At 51.1% G+C, this 14,287-nt stretch carries 14 protein-coding genes and 1 pseudogene; 8 read left to right on the forward strand and 7 right to left on the reverse strand.

Annotated features, from left to right (window positions below; all coding sequences use genetic code 11):
• The 3 genes from ACUU1I_RS03855 to panC form a co-directional block, all read left to right on the forward strand.
• A partial coding sequence (locus ACUU1I_RS03855; protein ID WP_181681768.1) for a fimbrial protein occupies positions 1–325 on the forward strand: 325 nt, incomplete at its 5' end.
• Between the two features lie 112 nt (positions 326–437).
• The gene (gene panB, locus ACUU1I_RS03860; protein WP_000805476.1) at positions 438–1,232 is read left to right on the forward strand and encodes a 3-methyl-2-oxobutanoate hydroxymethyltransferase; all 795 of its coding nucleotides are present in this window, start codon (positions 438–440) and stop codon (positions 1,230–1,232) included.
• An 11-nt stretch (positions 1,233–1,243) separates the two neighbouring features.
• Positions 1,244–2,095, forward strand: a complete 852-nt coding sequence (gene panC / locus ACUU1I_RS03865) for a pantoate--beta-alanine ligase (protein WP_000905405.1) — start codon at positions 1,244–1,246, stop codon at positions 2,093–2,095.
• A gap of 73 nt (positions 2,096–2,168) precedes the next feature.
• On the opposite strand, the gene rpnC is transcribed toward panC, so the two are convergent.
• Positions 2,169–3,071, reverse strand: a complete 903-nt coding sequence (gene rpnC, locus ACUU1I_RS03870; protein WP_000339967.1) for a recombination-promoting nuclease RpnC — start codon at positions 3,069–3,071, stop codon at positions 2,169–2,171.
• Between the two features lie 273 nt (positions 3,072–3,344).
• Between rpnC and panD the strand changes: the two genes are divergently transcribed.
• Positions 3,345–3,725, forward strand: a complete 381-nt coding sequence (gene panD, locus ACUU1I_RS03875; RefSeq protein WP_000621515.1) for an aspartate 1-decarboxylase — start codon at positions 3,345–3,347, stop codon at positions 3,723–3,725.
• 3 nt (positions 3,726–3,728) lie between these two features.
• Here the strand turns inward: panD and ACUU1I_RS03880 are convergent, their stop codons facing one another.
• From ACUU1I_RS03880 to ACUU1I_RS03895, 4 genes are all read right to left on the reverse strand, one after another.
• Positions 3,729–4,958 (reverse strand): polysaccharide deacetylase family protein, encoded by a 1,230-nt coding sequence (locus tag ACUU1I_RS03880; RefSeq protein WP_000277900.1) that lies wholly within the window; start codon positions 4,956–4,958, stop codon positions 3,729–3,731.
• 63 nt (positions 4,959–5,021) lie between these two features.
• Positions 5,022–5,462: a PTS sugar transporter subunit IIA gene (locus ACUU1I_RS03885; protein ID WP_000901986.1), complete on the reverse strand. Its 441-nt coding sequence runs from the start codon at positions 5,460–5,462 to the stop codon at positions 5,022–5,024.
• Between the two features lie 104 nt (positions 5,463–5,566).
• On the reverse strand, positions 5,567–6,337 hold the full coding sequence (locus ACUU1I_RS03890; RefSeq protein ID WP_000972203.1) for an ABC transporter permease: 771 nt from the start codon (positions 6,335–6,337) through the stop codon (positions 5,567–5,569).
• Positions 6,334–7,260, reverse strand: coding sequence for an ABC transporter ATP-binding protein (locus tag ACUU1I_RS03895; RefSeq protein WP_000150609.1), 927 nt, complete (start codon positions 7,258–7,260; stop codon positions 6,334–6,336). Before ACUU1I_RS03895 ends, ACUU1I_RS03890 begins: the two co-directional genes overlap by 4 nt.
• A gap of 108 nt (positions 7,261–7,368) precedes the next feature.
• On the opposite strand from ACUU1I_RS03895, the gene can reads away from it, so the two are divergent.
• Complete coding sequence (gene can / locus ACUU1I_RS03900) at positions 7,369–8,031, forward strand: carbonate dehydratase (protein ID WP_000651599.1); 663 nt, start codon at positions 7,369–7,371, stop codon at positions 8,029–8,031.
• A gap of 40 nt (positions 8,032–8,071) precedes the next feature.
• On the opposite strand, the gene hpt is transcribed toward can, so the two are convergent.
• Complete coding sequence (gene hpt / locus ACUU1I_RS03905) at positions 8,072–8,608, reverse strand: hypoxanthine phosphoribosyltransferase (RefSeq protein ID WP_000683335.1); 537 nt, start codon at positions 8,606–8,608, stop codon at positions 8,072–8,074.
• 205 nt (positions 8,609–8,813) lie between these two features.
• Between hpt and gcd the strand changes: the two genes are divergently transcribed.
• Complete coding sequence (gene gcd / locus ACUU1I_RS03910) at positions 8,814–11,204, forward strand: quinoprotein glucose dehydrogenase (RefSeq protein WP_005066025.1); 2,391 nt, start codon at positions 8,814–8,816, stop codon at positions 11,202–11,204.
• Positions 11,205–11,250: 46 nt separating this feature from the next.
• On the opposite strand, the pseudogene cueO reads toward gcd, so the two are convergent.
• Positions 11,251–12,800: pseudogene (gene cueO / locus ACUU1I_RS03915) on the reverse strand (multicopper oxidase CueO).
• A gap of 165 nt (positions 12,801–12,965) precedes the next feature.
• Between cueO and ACUU1I_RS03920 the strand changes: the two are divergent.
• Together ACUU1I_RS03920 and speE are read left to right on the forward strand one after the other, a co-directional pair.
• A complete protein-coding gene (locus tag ACUU1I_RS03920; RefSeq protein WP_024260217.1) occupies positions 12,966–13,313 on the forward strand; it encodes a YacC family pilotin-like protein in 348 nt (115 codons plus the stop codon).
• A gap of 105 nt (positions 13,314–13,418) precedes the next feature.
• Positions 13,419–14,285, forward strand: coding sequence for a polyamine aminopropyltransferase (gene speE, locus ACUU1I_RS03925; protein WP_000818422.1), 867 nt, complete (start codon positions 13,419–13,421; stop codon positions 14,283–14,285).
• Positions 14,286–14,287 lie beyond the last annotated feature (2 nt).

The following is a 14,287-nucleotide window of genomic DNA, read 5'->3' on the forward strand; positions in this document are numbered from 1 at the left end:
AACAAAGGTTGGTACTGAAAACGGGCAACTCCTTGGTAATACTCTCACAGGTAATGACGCAGCAAAAGGAGTCGGTGTACTCATAGAAGGTTTAGCAACTAGTAAAAATCCTCTAATGACATTGAAACCTAATGATTCAAATTCTGTTTATAAAGATTACGACCCGAGAGGCAAAGACGATACAACAGGAGGAGTTTACCCGGATCAAGATACAGGTATAACATACCCTCTCCATTTCCAGGCCACGCTACAACAGGATGGAACTATACCAATAGAAGCTGGTGAGTTTAAAGCCACCAGTACTTTCCAGGTAACCTACCCTTAATAAGTCCACCGCACCGCCATCATCTGGCGGTGCGGTAATTGATAAATCATTGCCCCCACCAATGTGACTGATAAAATGCCAGGCAACACGACATCATTTATCAGGATACGTTATGAAACCGACCACCATTGCTTCACTTCAGAAATATAAGCAGGATAAAAAGCGTTTCGCGACCATCACCGCTTACGACTACAGCTTCGCGAAACTATTTGCTGATGAAGGGCTTAACGTCATGCTGGTAGGCGACTCGCTGGGCATGACCGTTCAGGGCCACGATTCCACTCTGCCAGTAACCGTTGCTGATATCGCCTACCACACTGCCGCCGTACGTCGCGGCGCACCAAACTGCCTGCTATTGGCTGACCTGCCGTTTATGGCGTATGCCACGCCGGAACAAGCCTTTGAAAACGCCGCAACGGTTATGCGTGCCGGTGCCAATATGGTCAAAATTGAGGGCGGTGAGTGGCTGGTCGAAACCGTAAAAATGCTGACCGAACGTGCCGTTCCTGTATGTGGTCACTTAGGTTTAACCCCACAGTCAGTGAATATTTTCGGTGGCTACAAAGTACAGGGGCGCGGCAATGAAGCGAGCGATCGACTACTCAGCGATGCATTAGCCTTAGAAGCCGCGGGGGCACAGCTGCTGGTGCTGGAATGCGTGCCGGTTGAGCTGGCAAAACGTATTACCGAAGCACTGGCGATCCCGGTTATTGGTATTGGTGCAGGCAACGTCACTGACGGGCAAATCCTCGTGATGCACGACGCCTTTGGTATTACCGGCGGTCACATTCCTAAATTTGCTAAAAATTTCCTCGCCGAAACGGGCGACATCCGCGCGGCTGTGCGGCAGTATATGGCTGAAGTGGAGTCCGGCGTTTATCCGGGCGAAGAACACAGTTTCCATTAAGGAGTCACGTTGTGTTAATTATCGAAACCCTGCCGCTGCTGCGTCAGCAAATTCGCCGCCTGCGTATGGAAGGCAAGCGCGTGGCGCTGGTGCCTACTATGGGTAATCTGCACAATGGCCATATGAAGCTGGTCGACGAAGCCAAAGCCCGCGCCGATGTGGTCGTCGTCAGTATTTTCGTTAACCCGATGCAGTTCGACCGCCCGGAAGATCTGGCACGTTATCCACGGACCTTGCAGGAGGACTGCGAGAAGCTAAACAAACGTAAAGTGGATTTAGTTTTCGCCCCTTCGGTAAAAGAGATCTACCCGAACGGTACTGAAACCCACACTTACGTTGACGTTCCTGGCCTTTCAACCATGCTGGAAGGTGCCAGCCGTCCGGGACATTTTCGCGGCGTTTCGACTATTGTCAGCACGCTGTTCAACCTGGTCCAGCCGGACATCGCCTGCTTCGGTGAAAAAGATTTTCAGCAACTGGCGTTGATCCGCAAAATGGTTGCCGATATGGGCTTCGATATTGAGATTGTCGGTGTGCCAATTATGCGCGCCAAAGACGGTCTGGCGCTAAGTTCCCGTAACGGTTATCTGACGGCGGAACAACGCAAAATTGCGCCTGGTCTGTACAAAGTTTTAAGTTCGATTGCTGACAAATTGCAGGCTGGGGAACGGGATCTCGATGAAATTATTACCATTGCGGGGCAAGAACTGAATGAAAAAGGCTTCCGCGCCGATGATATTCAGATTCGCGATGCCGACACATTGCTGGAAGTTTCTGAAACCAGCAAACGGGCAGTAATTCTGGTAGCCGCCTGGCTTGGCGATGCTCGCCTGATCGACAACAAAATGGTCGAGCTGGCGTAATACTTAACTGGCGCTACGGCTGATGGCGCCAGTTATTAATTTACCCCACGTCATCTGTCATAACACAGGTAACTTAAATAAGGTTAATTACCTTATCAATCTCAGCAAGAGGTAAATTTGCCATCTCTGCAACGTCTTCCCGAGACATTCCTTTACTTAGAAGACGCAGGGCGAATTCTTGCCTTTCCTCCTGTCTTCCCTGCGGAATCCCCTTCTCAATCCCTTTCTCTTCAAACCACTGCGCCAGCGTCATCATAGACTTCCCTCCCGTTTCCCTGTCTCTCAGCACACCATAAAACAAATCCGCTTGTTCAGTATGACCGCGTTGCAGCATATAGTTTTGCATGGCAACTAACTGACTTCCGCTAGTGTACCCTTCGTCAATCAGCGTGACCAGTTGCTCCAGCAATAACATTAAGTCGCGCTGGCGAATATGTTTTTGCAGTAGTTCGAGAATCGCAATCCGCCGATGTTGCATGATTTCGTCATCCGGTGTGATGGTGATATCCACCAGCGGGAAAGGACTGTTATAGACGCGTCGCGCCAGCTCCGGCGAGTAAAACATATCAAACCAGCACATTGAGAGCGGATAAGGTGTGGCCTCGCCCTGATAAAACAGTATCGGCACCACCAGCGGCAGCTTATCGTGGCCAGCCTCCAGATGCCGGTGCATGGCAGCAATAGAATAACGCATCATGCGAAAGGCCATTTTCTTATCCGGCTTGCTTTGGTGTTCAATCACAACATGCAGATAACCGGGATTGCCCTGCATTTGCACGGAATAGAGCACGTCCGTGCTGTGACCTTTCAGGCTCTCTTCAATGAAACTCCCCGACTCTAAATGAAGCGTGTTGAGATCACAAAGTTCGCGTAATTCCACTGGCAAATGTATCTCCAGAAAGTCGCGAGCCGTCTCCGCATGCATTAAAAATTGTTTAAATACCGCGTCATGCGGTGTGGTACTCGGTGCATCCATCTTCCCTGTCTTCCGTGTGGCCTTGCGTGAAGGCAGTATCCAGTCAAGGCGTGCTATCGTCAGCCACCTCTTTATTGTTTACCGAGCAGCATTCATAAAAATATCAATTCGTTACAGGCGTTACATGGCACGCTTCGGCGCGGTACGCAAACTGCTGACGCAAATGCCATCAGATGAGTAGACACTCATCAAAAATCGGGCAATACTGCGTGAGAATTTCCTCAAAGCAGGCACCGCCTGCTTCGTTAACGACAGGGTAGAAAGGTAGAAGTTATGATTCGCACGATGCTGCAGGGCAAACTCCACCGCGTGAAAGTGACTCATGCGGACCTGCACTATGAAGGTTCTTGCGCCATTGACCAGGATTTTCTTGACGCAGCCGGTATTCTCGAAAACGAAGCCATCGATATCTGGAATGTCACCAACGGCAAGCGTTTCTCCACTTATGCCATCGCGGCAGAACGCGGTTCGAGAATTATTTCTGTTAACGGTGCGGCGGCCCACTGCGCCAGCGTCGGCGATATTGTCATCATCGCCAGCTTCGTTACCATGCCAGATGAAGAAGCTCGCACCTGGCGACCCAATGTCGCCTATTTTGAAGGCGACAATGAAATGAAACGTACCGCGAAAGCGATTCCGGTACAGGTTGCTTGATTGTTATCCCTGCGGCTGGTTACTCACCAGCCGCGACATCTTCTCCAGCGAATCCGTTCTTAAGATATAAAGTCGTTTTAGTAACAACGGATTATCCCCCGGTTTTACTTTGCCTTTCATGGTTGTCACCGCCAGGTGAAATCCGGCATCGTTTGCTGCCTTCACGGCTTTGTCATTAAAGCCGCCAAACGGATACGAAAGATACCAGACATGTGGATTAAATTGCGCCAGAGCGCGGCGTGAACGTGCAAAATCAAACAGAATATTGTGCTCACTACGGCTCAGTAATATGGGTCGGCGATAACCATCTACCCGATGCAAAAAATGGGTATGTGACTGGAAATCAAAAACATCGCGAATTTCGTTAAGCTCAGAAACGCTCATAAATTGCAGCGATTTTGGGTTCCACTTCTGCGGGTGACGTTTGATGCGTGAGGTAACAATAAACACCGTCGCCTTCATGCCATATTGTTTCAACACAGGATACGCATAGCGGCTCACCGACTTGAGGCCATCATCAAAGGTAATCACCACCGCTCGCGCAGGGAGATTGATCGTATTCTTCACGTAACCTTCCAGCTGAGCCATGCTCAGTGTCGCGTATCCCCTGTCGCGCAGCCAGGCCATTTGGTTATTGAAAGCGCGTACCGAGGTGGTCGTCGAAGTATGGCGAAAACGGGTGTTTTCTTCGTCGCGCAGAATATGGTGATAAGTTAGCACCGGCAGGCCATTATCGGGTTGGGCATCCAGCGCGCTGATATAGGCCAGTCGATCGCCAATACGGATCTGATACCAGGTTTGATTTAACCTGTCTTTCAGTTTATGCAAAATCGGGTAGCGCAAATTGTCCGCCAGTACCCCAAATGGCGCACTGCCCACACTCGGCGCGTTGTAGACCGGCGTATCTTTCCAGGTAATTAAGTTCTGATTACTCAGCGGCTTGTTAAGGTCACCCAAACCGTCTTCAACTTTTTGTCGCCCCTGAACTGGCTCGAGATGCCCTTTATCGATAAACCCTTTACCAAAGCCAAAATTAAATGCGTAATAACTTGCGGCAGTGGGCTCTACGGCAATGATTTGTCCGGCCCGAATATTCCCCACGGTCACCATCTTGTCACCAATTTGCGCCCAGACCGCAGCATTTTCGATGGTTTGCATATAACGGGCAGGTAACGCGGCACTGACACTTGCGGTAAACAGCATCAGCAGGAGAATAACAGCTTGTTTATACATGAAAAAATAACCGAGGGTGAAACAACGCTTTTATTGTAGCAAAAGCGCCATCAGAATCGCGGGTTAATACTCATACAAATTATGTTTGAGGACGAAAGGCGGATTTTTTTGTTGTTGGTGCCAAAGACTACTCACCTCCGGCCCACCCAGTTCGACAATACACTCACGAAACTCTGAACTGGTCATGGTTTCACGGCAAGCCATCATCTGTTCAATTAACGGTAACGTGACACCAGAAATCACTTCGCAACGGGAGTGTTTGTGGCTTAATAATGAAGCCACGCGATACGGTGGCGCTCCGGCTATATCGGTTAAGAAGATGACACCCTCACCAGAGTCCGCTTCATGCAGAGCATCGCACATCATGCGGCTGAGCATATTAGAGCTTAATCCGCGCCAGAAATTCACGGCCCGGCACTGAAGAAGTGCCCCATGTTTTTTCTCCAGCGCATCCAGTATCTCTTGCGCCCGGTCATCGTGACAGGTAATTACCCAACCTAACATCGCCTTCCTCCTTAGCCGAAAATCAGCCTACCCTGACCATTGTTGATAAAGGGTGATAGCCGTCAAAACTCCTCTCCCCCGAATCCAGAGGAGAGGAAATAGCCTTAGCTACGCAAACCACGTCCACGTTGGATCAGCGACCAACAGATCAAATAAAACGCCACAATAAAGACCACCAGTACGCCAAAGGTAGTGACCAGCGGCACATCATTTATACCGAGGAAGCCGTAGCGGAAACCACTGATCATATAAACGATTGGGTTCAGGTGCGACAGCCCTTGCCAGAACGGCGGCAACAAAGTCAGTGAGTAAAAGACCCCGCCCAAATACGTGAGTGGCGTTAACACAAAGGTTGGCACCAGGCTGATGTCATCGAACGTTTTGGCAAACACGCCGTTCAGCAAACCCGCAAGGGAGAATAGCACCGCCGTGAGCACCAGGGTTAAGGCAACGAATACCCACGAATGCACCTGAAACGGCACAAAAAACAGTGAAATTGCCGTCACCAGAATGCCAACAAACAGACCACGCGCCACGCCACCGCCGACATATCCGGCAATAATGACGTGAGTCGGAACCGGCGCTACCAGCAGCTCTTCAATATTACGCTGGAACTTGGCACCAAAAAATGATGACGCGACGTTAGCGTAGGCGTTGGTGATCACCGACATCATGATCAGCCCCGGTACGATGAACTGCATATAGCTGAAGCCATGCATATCGCCAATACGCGAACCTATCAGGTTACCGAAGATAATAAAGTAAAGGGTCATGGTGATGACTGGCGGCACCAGCGTCTGCACCCAGATACGCATAAAGCGATGGATCTCTTTCGCCCAGATGCTTTTTAGCGCCACCCAGTAAAGATGCATCATGCGCGATCTCCTTGTTTTTCATTAACCAGTGAAACAAACAGCTCTTCCAGACGGTTAGCTTTGTTACGCATACTTAATACCTGAATGCCCTGCTCACTTAACTGCGTAAATACGCTGTTGATCCCCTGCTCACGTAGCACTTCAACTTCCAGCGTCGCAGTATCGACCAGTCGATACTGATAGCCATCGAGCTTCGGTAACGGACTTTTCGGTGCGAGATCGAGAATAAAGGTTTCCGATTTCAGCTTCGCCAGCAGCGCCTTCATCGAGGTATTTTCCACCAGCTCACCATGTTGAATAATGCCGATATTGAGACACAGCATTTCTGCTTCTTCCAGGTAGTGTGTGGTAAGAATGATGGTGGTGCCTTTGTCGTTTAAATCCTTCAAAAAGCCCCACATTGAGCGGCGAAGTTCAATATCCACGCCTGCGGTCGGTTCGTCGAGAATCAGTAGTTTAGGTTCATGCATTAACGCACGGGCAATCATTAAACGGCGCTTCATCCCGCCAGATAACATACGCGCACGTTCGTTGCGTTTTCCCCATAAATCGAGCTGCTTAAGATATTTTTCGCTGCGGATGTACGCCTCTTTGCGCTCCACACCGTAGTACCCTGCCTGATTCACCACAATTTGCTGCACGGTTTCAAACGGGTTGAAGTTAAATTCCTGCGGCACCAGTCCCAACTGACGTTTAGCGTTCACGACATCTTTCTCGAGATCGTAACCAAATACGCTGACCCGCCCGGAGGTTTTATTTACCAGAGAGCTGATAATACCGATAGTGGTCGATTTCCCGGCCCCGTTCGGCCCGAGAAGCGCATAAAAATCACCCGCTTCGACCTGCAAATCTATTCCACGAAGCGCCTGAACGCCGCCTGGATAGTTTTTTTTAAGCTGTTGAAGTTCCAGTGCAATGGTCATAAATTTTTACTTACCTTACGTTCTTACACTTTATCTGTGGTTTAAATCGTCCCGGAGTTGCCCTATATTAGCCAAACGTAATTATTTGGTTACAGGTCGTTAACCTCCATGAAAGACATAGATACACTCATCAGCAACAATGCACTATGGTCAAAAATGCTGGTGGAAGAGGATCCCGGGTTTTTTGAGAAACTGGCACAAGCGCAAAAACCGCGCTTTCTATGGATTGGATGTTCCGACAGTCGCGTTCCTGCAGAACGTTTAACCGGTCTTGAGCCGGGCGAACTCTTTGTTCACCGTAATGTTGCTAACCTGGTCATTCACACCGACCTGAACTGCCTTTCCGTGGTTCAGTATGCAGTGGATGTACTCGAAGTTGAACACATTATTATCTGTGGCCACTACGGTTGCGGCGGCGTACAAGCCGCCGTTGAAAACCCGGAACTGGGGCTTATCAACAACTGGCTGCTGCATATCCGCGATATCTGGTTCAAACATAGCTCATTGCTCGGCGAAATGCCGCAAGAGCGCCGTCTGGATACCTTGTGTGAACTGAACGTCATGGAACAGGTGTATAACCTGGGCCACTCCACCATTATGCAATCAGCGTGGAAACGCGGGCAGAAAGTTACCATTCACGGCTGGGCCTACGGCATTCACGACGGCTTGCTGCGTGATCTGGATGTTACCGCCACCAACCGCGAAACCCTTGAGCAACGTTACCGTCACGGGATTTCCAACCTCAAGCTGAAACACGCCAACCACAAATAAAAATGCCATGCCGGATGCAACACATCCGGCAACTTCACACTTACTCGTCCAGCAGAATCACTTTGCCAATATACGGCAGATGACGGTAACGCTGTGCGTAATCAATGCCGTAACCCACCACAAACTCATCCGGGATCGAGAAACCGATAAATTCAACCGGGACGTTCACTTCACGACGGGACGGTTTATCCAGCAGCGTACAAATCGCCAACGACTTCGGTTCGCGCAGGCTTAAGATCTCACGCACTTTCGACAGTGTATTCCCCGAGTCGATGATATCTTCAACAATCAGCACGTCCTTGCCACGGATATCTTCATCCAGATCTTTGAGGATTTTCACATCACGGGTGGTGGACATGCCGCTACCGTAGCTGGAGGCGGTCATAAAGTCGACTTCATGAGATACCTGAACTTCACGGCACAGGTCCGCCATAAACATAAATGAGCCACGCAGCAGACCCACCAGCACCATATCGCTGCCGCTGTCTTTGTAACGCTCAGTAATCTGACGACCCAGTTCGGCGATACGCGCTTTAATCTCCGCTTCGGGGATCATTACTTCTACAGTATGTTTCATATCTCTAACCATATGATTTAAAAACAAATCACTTCGCACGGGCAGGTTTTGGCACCGCAACAAAGCGCAAGACACGCAGTATACCAGTAAAACTATTCATTCGCGGAATCTGTTAATAAAGCTCGAATTGTGATGACGGTCACACATGTTAAAATCTATAATTAATTGCTACTAAAATATTAATGAATTGAAATGGTGTCTCTTTATGGCAATTAACAATACAGGCTCGCGACGATTACTCGTCACGCTAACAGCCCTTTTTGCAGCGCTTTGCGGGCTGTATCTACTCATTGGCGGAGGCTGGCTGGTCGCGATTGGCGGCTCCTGGTACTACCCTATCGCTGGCCTTGTGATGCTCGGCGTCGCCTGGATGCTGTGGCGCAGTAAACGCGCCGCGCTTTGGCTATACGCAGCCCTGCTGCTCGGCACCATGATTTGGGGCGTCTGGGAAGTTGGTTTCGACTTCTGGGCGCTGACTCCGCGCAGCGATATTCTGGTCTTCTTCGGCATCTGGCTGATCCTGCCGTTTGTCTGGCGTCGCCTGGTCATTCCTGCCAGCGGCGCAGTTGCCGCACTGGTGGTCGCACTGCTGATTAGCGGTGGTATCCTGACCTGGGCCGGATTTAACGATCCGCAGGAGATCAACGGCACCTTAAGCGCCGATGCCACACCTGCCGAAGCTATCTCCCCCGTTGCCGATCAGGACTGGCCTGCGTATGGCCGCAATCAGGAAGGTCAACGCTTTTCACCACTGAAGCAAATTCACGCCGATAACGTCCACAAGCTGAAAGAAGCCTGGGTGTTCCGTACTGGCGATGTGAAGCAGCCGAACGATCCGGGTGAAATCACCAATGAAGTGACGCCGATTAAAGTGGGCGATACCCTTTACCTGTGTACCGCTCACCAGCGCCTGTTTGCGCTTGATGCCGCCAGCGGCAAAGAGAAATGGCATTACGATCCTGAGCTGAAAACCAACGAGTCTTTCCAGCACGTAACCTGCCGTGGCGTCTCTTATCATGAAGCCAAAGCAGAAACGGCTTCGCCGGAAGTGATGGCGGATTGCCCGCGTCGTATCATTCTTCCAGTGAATGATGGTCGCCTGATTGCGATTAACGCTGAAAACGGCAAACTGTGCGAAACCTTCGCCAATAAAGGCGTGCTCAATCTGCAAAGCAATATGCCAGACACCAAACCGGGTCTGTATGAGCCGACTTCTCCGCCAATTATCACCGATAAAACCATCGTGATGGCCGGTTCAGTCACCGATAACTTCTCAACCCGCGAAACGTCTGGCGTGATCCGTGGTTTTGATGTCAACACCGGGGAGCTGCTGTGGGCTTTTGATCCGGGCGCGAAAGATCCGAACGCAATCCCGTCTGACGAACACGCCTTTACCTTTAACTCACCAAACTCGTGGGCACCAGCGGCCTATGACGCGAAGCTGGATCTGGTCTATCTGCCGATGGGCGTGACCACGCCGGATATCTGGGGCGGTAACCGCACACCGGAACAGGAACGTTATGCCAGCTCGATTCTGGCGCTGAATGCCACTACCGGGAAACTGGCGTGGAGCTACCAGACCGTTCACCACGACCTGTGGGACATGGATCTTCCGGCACAGCCGACGCTGGCGGACATCACCGTTAATGGTCAGAAAGTGCCGATTATTTACGCTCCGGCGAAAACCGGTAACATTTTTGTGCTCGATCGTCGTAATGGCGAACTGGTGGTTCCGGCCCCGGAAAAACCGGTTCCCCAAGGTGCTGCCAAAGGCGATTACGTTACCCCTACTCAACCATTCTCGGAACTGAGCTTCCGTCCGACGAAAGATTTGAGCGGTGCGGATATGTGGGGAGCCACCATGTTTGACCAACTGGTGTGCCGCGTGATGTTCCACCAGATGCGCTATGAAGGCATTTTCACGCCGCCATCTGAACAGGGTACGCTGGTCTTCCCGGGTAACCTGGGGATGTTCGAATGGGGCGGGATTTCCGTTGATCCAAATCGTGAAGTGGCAATTGCCAACCCAATGGCACTGCCGTTTGTTTCGAAACTGCTCCCGCGTGGTCCTGGCAACCCGATGGAGCAGCCGAAAGATGCCAAAGGCACGGGTACGGAATCCGGCATTCAGCCACAGTACGGTGTACCGTATGGTGTCACGCTCAACCCGTTCCTCTCACCATTTGGTCTGCCATGTAAACAGCCAGCATGGGGTTATATCTCGGCGCTGGATCTGAAAACTAATGAAGTGGTGTGGAAGAAACGTATTGGTACGCCGCAGGACAGTATGCCGTTCCCGATGCCGGTTCCGGTGCCGTTCAATATGGGTATGCCGATGCTGGGCGGGCCAATCTCCACGGCGGGTAACGTGCTGTTTATCGCCGCTACGGCAGATAACTACCTGCGCGCTTACAACATGAGCAACGGTGAAAAACTGTGGCAGGGTCGTTTACCGGCGGGTGGTCAGGCAACACCGATGACCTATGAAGTGAATGGCAAGCAGTACGTGGTGATCTCCGCAGGCGGTCACGGTTCATTTGGTACGAAGATGGGCGACTATATTGTGGCTTATGCCCTGCCGGATGATGTGAAATAACCATAATGCCCGGAGAAATCCGGGCATATTTCCGAATACGGTCTTTTTATACCGTAAACCCTAACATCATCCCCGTATCTTCATGCTCCAGCAGATGGCAGTGCGCCATATAAGCATGTTCTTTCGGTGCGTTGTGATTAAACTTCACCAGCACTTCACTGACATTGCCTTCTACCTTAACGGTATCTTTCCAGCCCGCGCGATGAGCCGCTGGCGGTTTGCCATTTTCTGACAAGATACGGAACTGCGTGCCGTGAATATGGAACGGATGCAGCATCATGTCGCCCACGCCAGAGATAACCCAACGTTCGTACTGCCCTTTCGCCGCCGCAAACATCGGCTTATTCATATCAAACGCCTGACCGTTGATTTTATTGGCATGGTGGAAATCGAACTTCCCGCCGTGGTTCATATGATTCATATTGCCGTGCCCCATATGGCCCATCATCTGGCTGTGATCCATTCCGGCCATCGCCTGATCGCCATATTTCTCCATTAGCATCTGCATCCCCATCATATCGAGCATCGGGTCCATAGAAAGTTGCAGCTTGCGTACCGTCAGCCCTTCCAGCGAAGGTAACGCAGGCAGGCTACTTAATGTGTCAGGCAAAGCACCGGAGGCACTAATAGCAATCGGCTGAATCCGCATTACCGGATGCGGCTTGTCAAACGGTGCAATCGCCATCCCCATCTGGCTGACCGGCAGCGTCACCAGGTCAAAGGGTTTGTTGTCGTTAACCTCCACCAGCACTTCAAAACGCTCGCCCATCAGCACCGGCAGCTCGCTCACCTTCACCGGTTCAGGTAGCAGACCACCGTCGCTGGCAATCACATACAGCGGGCGATTGTCGCTGGTGGCGAAATTGAGCGAGCGGGCATTACAGCCATTGAGCAAACGCAGGCGCAGCCAACCACGCGGGGCAGCGTGTTGTGGGTAGATTGCACCGTTGGTCAGCAGCGTATCGCCAAACCAGCCCACGGCGGCGGTCATCACATCCAGTTGATAATCAATCTGCCCGTCGGCGCTAAATTTCTTATCCTGAACGATCACCGGAACATCATCGATACCCCACTGTTTTGGCAGCATTAATTTCAGGATCTCGTCATCTTCAATCACCACCAGACCAGCCAGCCCCATCGCCACCTGTCGCCGGTCTTGCCATGTTGATGTGGATGGAACCAGCAGGTAGCGGCAGGTTGATCAACGTTCAACGTCACCGAGCGCTTGCCACCTGGCGGAATAATTCCCTGTGGGCCGCCGTCGACGTCACCCGGTACTTCCAGCCCGTGCCAGTGCAACGTCGTCTCTTCCGCCAGTTGGTTGTAGATATCAACCGTTACCGCTTTGCCGCGCTGTAATTTCACCGCCGGCCCCAGCAGATTGCCGTTATAGCCCCAGGTAGTTGCAGTTTTCTCGCCAAAGGTGGACTGACCTGCGCCAATAGTTAACTGAATGCGATTACGGGCATCGGTCGTGAGCAAATCAGGGATCGGTAACGTTGGGCGTTCCGCCGCAAAGACTGCACGGCTCCACAGTGGCAAGGCTGAAGCCACACCCAGTGCGACGGAATATTTCAAGAAATCACGACGTTGCATAGTTATTTCCTTATTCTTAAGCAGGCAAAACAAAATCAAACGTTGAGCATAGTCCTTCCCCTTACGGGAAGGTCAAGCCGCAGACACAATTTAATCGACAATAATGGTCGTCGCCTCGCTCGCAGTGTGCTAACGTTTATCTTCTTTAAGCCCCTGGTAGAAGCAATGAAGACGTTTTTCAGAACAGTGTTATTCGGCAGCCTGATCGCCGTTTGCGCAAACAGTTACGCGCTCAGCGAGTCTGAAGCCGAAGATATGGCCGATTTAACGGCAGTTTTTGTCTTTCTGAAGAACGATTGTGGTTACCAGAACTTACCTAACGGGCAAATTCGTCGCGCACTGGTCTTTTTCGCCCAGCAAAACCAGTGGGATCTCAGTAATTACGACACCTTCGACATGAAAGCTCTCGGTGAAGACAGCTACCGCGATCTCAGCGGCATTGGCATTCCCGTCGCTAAAAAATGCAAAGCCCTGGCCCGCGATTCCTTAAGCCTGCTTGCCTACGTCAAATAATCCCTGATACCTTTTTGTAGAAATATTGACCGTGCATCCGCGGTCAATGTTAGCTATTATGTTGCGCCCTTTTTTTACGGGTGTTAACAAAGGAGGTATCAACCCATGGCCGAAAAAAAACAGTGGCATGAAACGCTACACGACCAGTTTGGGCAGTACTTTGCGGTAGATAACGTTCTGTATCATGAAAAGACCGATCACCAGGATCTGATCATTTTTGAGAACGCTGCATTTGGTCGCGTAATGGCGCTGGATGGCGTAGTACAAACCACCGAGCGCGACGAGTTTATCTATCATGAGATGATGACCCATGTTCCGCTACTGGCCCACGGTCACGCGAAACATGTGCTGATTATCGGCGGCGGCGACGGTGCCATGCTGCGTGAAGTAACCCGACATAAAAACGTTGAGTCAATCACGATGGTGGAAATCGATGCGGGTGTCGTGTCGTTCTGCCGTCAGTATCTGCCCAACCATAACGCCGGTAGCTACGACGATCCGCGCTTTCAACTAGTGATCGACGATGGCGTCAATTTCGTTAATCAAACCAGCCAGACCTTTGATGTCATTATCTCCGACTGCACCGATCCTATCGGTCCCGGCGAAAGCCTGTTCACCTCAGCATTTTATGAAGGCTGCAAACGTTGCCTGAATCCTGGCGGTATCTTCGTCGCACAAAACGGCGTCTGCTTTTTACAGCAGGAAGAAGCCATCGACAGCCATCGCAAACTCAGCCATTACTTCAGCGACGTTGGCTTTTATCAGGCGGCGATCCCGACCTATTACGGCGGTATCATGACTTTTGCATGGGCGACAGATAACGACGCCTTACGCCATCTCTCAACCGAAATTATTCAGGCGCGTTTTCTCGCTTCTGGCCTGAAATGCCGTTATTACAATCCGGCAATCCATACGGCAGCTTTTGCCTTACCTCAGTATCTGCAAGACGCACTGGCTTCACAGCCGTCCTAAGG

It is taken from the genome of Shigella sp. SIG3, assembly GCF_053555855.1.